Origin of the sequence: Oligoflexus sp. (genome assembly GCF_035638955.1) — a bacterium.
Classification (GTDB): domain Bacteria; phylum Bdellovibrionota_B; class Oligoflexia; order Oligoflexales; family Oligoflexaceae; genus Oligoflexus.
In genome coordinates this window covers 1-5805 of sequence record NZ_DASQYZ010000122.1, presented here as the reverse complement: position 1 = coordinate 5805, position 5805 = coordinate 1, and the positions used below count along the sequence as shown (strand labels likewise).

5 protein-coding genes are annotated in these 5805 nt (G+C 51.4%); 3 read left to right on the top strand and 2 right to left on the bottom strand.

Annotated elements, in window-relative coordinates; all coding sequences use genetic code 11:
* Window positions 1–195: 195 nt before the first annotated feature.
* Window positions 196–1551: a hypothetical protein gene (locus VE954_RS11915; protein ID WP_324952948.1), complete on the bottom strand. Its 1356-nt coding sequence runs from the start codon at window positions 1549–1551 to the stop codon at window positions 196–198.
* A 272-nt stretch (window positions 1552–1823) separates the two neighbouring features.
* Between VE954_RS11915 and VE954_RS11910 the strand changes: the two genes are divergently transcribed.
* The 3 genes from VE954_RS11910 (at window position 1824) to VE954_RS11900 (ending at window position 5391) form a co-directional block, all read left to right on the top strand.
* Window positions 1824–2075 (top strand): DDE-type integrase/transposase/recombinase, encoded by a 252-nt coding sequence (locus VE954_RS11910; protein WP_324952944.1) that lies wholly within the window; start codon window positions 1824–1826, stop codon window positions 2073–2075.
* Window positions 2076–2494: 419 nt separating this feature from the next.
* Window positions 2495–3658: an FIST signal transduction protein gene (locus VE954_RS11905; protein ID WP_324952943.1), complete on the top strand. Its 1164-nt coding sequence runs from the start codon at window positions 2495–2497 to the stop codon at window positions 3656–3658.
* Window positions 3659–3666: 8 nt separating this feature from the next.
* Window positions 3667–5391, top strand: coding sequence for a response regulator (locus tag VE954_RS11900; RefSeq protein WP_324952942.1), 1725 nt, complete (start codon window positions 3667–3669; stop codon window positions 5389–5391).
* An 80-nt stretch (window positions 5392–5471) separates the two neighbouring features.
* Here VE954_RS11900 and VE954_RS11895 read toward each other — a convergent pair.
* Window positions 5472–5805: hypothetical protein (locus tag VE954_RS11895; protein WP_324952938.1), on the bottom strand; the 334-nt coding region annotated here is incomplete at its 5' end.

The window sequence follows — 5805 nt, the reverse complement described above, 5'->3', positions numbered from 1 at the left end:
GCCGAGCTGCCACTCATCAAGACAAGGCTCACGAAACTTCAACCCGATCTGGCTGGTAATGCTGCGGTTGAACTTCTGTTTAGTGAAACGAAGTCAGCGCTCGAAGCCGCGCAGGAATACTATTGAGGATGATGGGCTCTGTTGCAGCTGAAACCTCGGGAGGCCGACTTTGGAAGATCGGCCCTCGTTTCCAAGTCACTCCCAGAGTTTGACGATGACGAGCATTCCGTCCTGCTGCCCACCATTTTTCGTCTGCACCGTTGTCCCGGTGACGGCGAGGTCGGTGGCGCAAGTCGTTCCTCCAAGTACCAGCAGGTTTCCTTTTTGCGCAAGGGCAGCAAAGGATTGCTGTTTGCCATCGCCTGAGCACGTCCCACCTATGCGGGTGTTGACTTCGGCTGTGGTGAAGTCATGCGAAAGGACGAAAAGACCGGTTTCCGCAGCTTTCGAATGTCCAAAGATGTTCTCGGGATCCCGAGTCGGGAAAGCGCGACCTATGCCTTTTGGCAAGTAAATGCGTCCCCAGGCGTCCACGGCGTGATTCGTCACGTGAGAGCGCAGGAATGTAGCCAGGACAGGTTTCTTCTGGGTCGGGTCGTAGACCATGTACATCGTCGAAAGGCTGTTCGGAGCCCCCTGGAACGTACCCTTGCTGATCGAATCTTCGAGCCTGATGTCGAGTTGGGGGCACGTCGCGGCGTTTTTGCAGTTTGGATCATCCCGCACAGGCCAGCGAGCCAACGTGGAATTGCCGCCGTCGGTCCATCCTTTCAGGCCGATTAAGCCATTGGGAAGAGGAAAGACATCATAGCCACGTGAGTCGGCCCCAAGACTTTTGTCAAAAGCCACACTGGCCCACCAATCCCACATGCGGGCCTCCTGGTTTTCAGAAAGGTCGCAGTTTTTGCCTGTCTTGCAGACCAAAAACGTTGGCTGCATGAGGTTGGCGTGAACGTGCCTCGTACCGAAATAATAGGATAAGCCCGAGCGTGGGTCATCGAATTTTTTAGCGTGCTTGGCTGACTTCCAGTTGTAATTCCATTCTTTGTAGAGCGGGGGCTTGTCAGAGTAAGCTTCGGTATCTGGTGTACTCACGTCTCCCTCGACTCTGACACTGGCCAGACCCTGAGGGTAGACAATCCGAAACCCCTTTCCCTCGGCCGTTACCGAACCGTCATCGCCGATACTGACATTTCGAATGTACTGATTGCCCAGACCTCCCACATACGTGACCACGGCCAGCGACGGCACGATGGTGGGTGCTGGAGTCCCAGCTTCCGCCTGCGGCAACCACGGTGTCGTCCCCCTCAGAGAACTTTCCTGGTTCGCATCAGCACGCGCTGATGCGGTGGCGCCAATCCCTGTCGGCGTGAGATCCCGCTGGGTGCCCAGGCTGTCTTTATCGAGAGGCGAATTTCCGCGGCCACATCCCGCCAGACCACTGCAAACTGCTGTAAGGAGGAGCGCCGTCACGGGAACGCATATCTGCGAATGAAGCGAACGGCCGTATCTATTTTTGTCCAGTTCTACTGCCAGCTCGGAATAAATCATAAAGCACCTCTTGGATTGCCAACCTCGTGGCTCATTTCACATCAGGGAAATCGCTGTAAGGAAACTGCGCGTTTTTAACTCCAAACATCCCGCACATGCGGTAAACCCTGCTCCAATGAATTCTTAATTCCGTCGATAGCAATTGATCATGGCTGCAGTGAGATGTCAAGGCACCGAACGAATCTGAAGCTTCACTCAGTTGTCTCCGTAAGACGTCAATATTGGGAGCTTGAGTGTGTGTGTGTGTGTGTGTGTGGATATCAGAAGTGGCCATGAGGTTTTTGAAGAAGGCCATTCGTCAGCATGATGTTCCTGGGAAAATCAATACAGACAAATCAGGAGCCAACGCCGCGGCTCTCAATGCCTTCAATAATGAATATTCAACCGACAAGGGGCTCCAGCAGGTGAAATATCTGAATAAGCTCATACAGCAGGATCACAGGCGGGTCCGGCAAAGGATAAGGCCCATGATGAGCTTTAAAACCTTCATGTCGTCCGCGAAAACCATTGCCACATTGAGATGATGGCCATGATCAAAAAACGCCGAATAGATATTCAGGGCTCCGCTCCATTCGAGCAGTTTTACGCTCTCGCAGGATAACTGCGTCCGGGGAATGATCCCTGTGGTGATGGTGGGAGCTCCCCAGCAATAGGAATGTTCTGTTTTTGTGGCGGCTACCGCCAAGCCTTCCAGAGGACCCAAATCGTTCCAGCGGTAATGAGCAAATTTACATTTCTCTGCATATATACCAGGATTTCAAAAGGATATTAACAGGTTAAGTGACGCTAGGTCAATTTTATCCTGGGGACTCACCAGCCAATCCTTTGGAAAAACACTTGGTAAATTTGGCCTGGATCGGTTAAATTTCGTTACTTTAGTAGCCTGCTTGATCTATAAATTTTCATCCTCGGTCAACGAAACATAGCGAAAAGAGTATTTGAAATGACCCTCTCTGCCGTAGCCATCGCGAGCGACGAATCACCCGTAATTGCTGGTCAGAAGTTAGGTGCTGAGATCCTGGGCAAGCTCGACGGGAAAGCGCCGCACGCAATGTTGGTCTTTGCATCTGCCAGGTATGACTATCAGGAATTGCTGGCATCCATCCAGCAAAGCTGCGAACCGGAAATTCTGGTCGGATGTTCATCAGCGGGCGAGTTTACGGATGGGGCACAAAAAGAAGGGGCCGTCTGCGCGGTCGGGATCTGGTCGTCCCATTTGCGCTTTTCAGCCAGCGTTGGCAGAAATCTACGAAACAGTCTTCATACCGCTGCAGATGAGATCGTCGCGAACTTTCAAGGCCTTCGGCAGCCTAACTATCGCTATCATACCGCCATCGTTATGACAGATGCCCTTGCCGGCTATACTGATGATTTCATTCAGGCGCTCATGCTGAAGACACAGGGAAAATATCAGTTGGTTGGTGGCGGCGCCGGGGATGATGCGAAGTTTTCGCAAACTCAAGTTTTCCTCGGAACCAAGGCTTATAAGGATGCAGCTGTGGCGCTGGAAATCCTCTCCAACGAACCGATTGGAATCGGCGTCAAACACGGATGGGAGACGGCAAGCGAAGCGATGCGTGTCACGGAAGCCGAGGGATCGTGTCTCATAAGCGTCAATGGCATGCCGGCAATCGAGGTTTTTCAGGACTTTGCCGAAAGCACCCAACAAATGCTCGATCGGGAAGATCCGCTCTCCTTTTTTCTCCACAATGTCATCGGCATTGAGAGTTTGAACGGTTACAAGCTCCGTGTTCCGCTGATAATCAACCCCGACGGTTCGATTTCCTGTGCCTCAAACATTCCTGTGGATTCGACGATTTATATCATGCGTACCACTGTTGAATCAGCAGCAGAGGCAGCATCTCAGGCTACCGAGATGGCGATGGCCCAACTGAACGGAAAAGAACCGAAAGTTGCGATATTCTTTGATTGTGTAGCCACCCGCCTTCGTATGGGAATAGATTTCGGCATGGAACTGAAGGCGCTGTCTCAGTCCTTAAAGGGAACTGAATTCGTCGGATGTAACACGTATGGGCAGATTGCTAGGGTGGACGGACAGTTCAGTGGCTTTCACAACTGCACAGCCGTTACCTGTTTACTTCCATAGACGGTAGTATGGATCGTATCGATCTCAATCTTCTGACCCTCATGTCTTCTCTGGCCCTGCGTCGGGAGGGAGCACGAAGTCTCGCTCAGCTTTTCGGAGCGAAGGACCTTCTCATTTTTGACTACGATGGCGAAGTGCAGCGCTTTCTTCCATCTTCAGGCTTTCCACAGACCATTCCCAACGGTAAAGCCTGGGGCACATTCCTGACTGCCTGTTCGGAAAAAGGCGAAACTCGAGCGGATTTGCCCTTCCCGCCAAGCAATCAGGTCGCGCGCTTGATTGGTAGAAAGCTGGATACAGATCTGGTTTGGGTATTTTACGCCGATGAATTGCACATCGGTGGTCATCTGGAAGACTGGAAACTTCTCGACACAAATCTGGCAATAATTTTCAAAAGCGAACGACGGACCAGAAAGCAGGAAAGCCAGAATCAGATCCTACGGGAGCTGACCCGGGATTTACAAGCCTACGCGAACGCACTCAACTTTGCCAAGTCCGATTTGAATAAAGCCCTTCAGGAGACCAAAGACGCGAGGCTTATGGCGGAAAGCGCGAATGCCACCAAAAGCGCCTTTCTAGCGAATATGAGTCATGAGATTCGCACGCCACTTTCTGCCATGCTCGGATTCAGCGCGCTTTTGAAAACAACGGAAATTTCCGTCGAAGAACGCAATTTGTACGTCGATACGATAAATCGCAACGGTTTGGCACTCACCCGCATCATCGATGATATTCTCGATCTGGCAAAAGTTGAGGCCGGTAAGCTGGATGTAGAGGAAGTGGAATTCTCGCTCTTGGAATTGATCCGTGAATCGATCGAACTTTTTAGGGAAAAGGCGAAACAGAAGGGGATCCATCTTACCTTTTTCTTCGATGACTCTGCGCCACGTTGGATTTCCTCCGATTCAGCTCGTCTGCGGCAGATTTTTATCAACATCATCGGGAATGCAGTTAAGTTCACGAGTGAAGGCGGCGTGCACGTGACCGTCAGGAGTGCGAGGACGGTCGACAACATTCATAATTTCAGTGTCGACGTAAAAGACAGCGGCCCCGGTTTAACCTTCGAACAAAAAGATCGCCTGTTCCAGCCCTTCATGCAGGCTGACAGTAGCACCTCGCGAAATTTTGGTGGCACCGGCTTGGGACTTGTTCTTTCGCAACGCCTGGCAGAGGCTCTCGGAGGGGGGATCACTCTCTCTGAATTTTCGCCGCTTAAAGGCTGTACATTCACGATCAACTTCGTAGCTCGTGCAGTGTTCCGCGTCGAATCCCTGCCGCCTGCAGTGAACAAAACCGGGATCAAACCTCATCCGTCAAGACTCAAAGGCATCCGGGTTCTGCTGGTCGACGACTCCAAAGACAATCAACTTTTGGCAAATCGTATTCTCACCCAGAGTGGAGCGATCGTGGAAACCGCCGATAGCGGCCTGTCTGCAATCACCAAGGCCACGGAGCAATTTTTCCATATCATCCTGATGGATATCCAAATGCCTGGGATGGATGGATACGAAGCGATGAAAATTCTTCGATCAAAGGGCTTTCATTCACCCATTCTTGCTTTAACTGCACACGCGATGCTCGATGAACGGAAGAAAACTCTGGAACAAGGCTTTGACGGTCATCTGACCAAGCCTTTGAATTTCACTGAACTCATCCAGACTGTGGAAGATCATTCCGTGACGAAGAAACGAGGAAAAACGGATGATCCATTTAATTGCAATCATTCGCTTTAGCGAGCTGAATGATTTGCAGCCCCACGAATCACAATGCACTTTCCCGACTCAGAAAAGCGGCTGATTCTATGGAGCGAGAATTAACTCGCAAGTGTCGTAGCCAGGCCTTGCTGTACAATGCGGGTCGTGAGCTGACTGTCGAACTGAATCGGTATCTCAATGGCACAAAAGCAAGGGAAGCCTGGGGCGTAGCGCCTGAAGGGAGCCAGCTCCAAACGGATGCGGGTCTTGATCTGCTCAATCATCTCCCGCTTCCAAATTCTGCCTGATGCTGTTTCGTGTTTCACAGGAAAAGAGTTCTTCTCCTCCACACCTGAGGCCGGTTCCCGACCCGTGACAAAGCCTGTCAAAGCGTAATTTAAGATTACCAGAGCCGCATTCAGATCCCGATCAAGTATAAGTTTGCATTCCTTG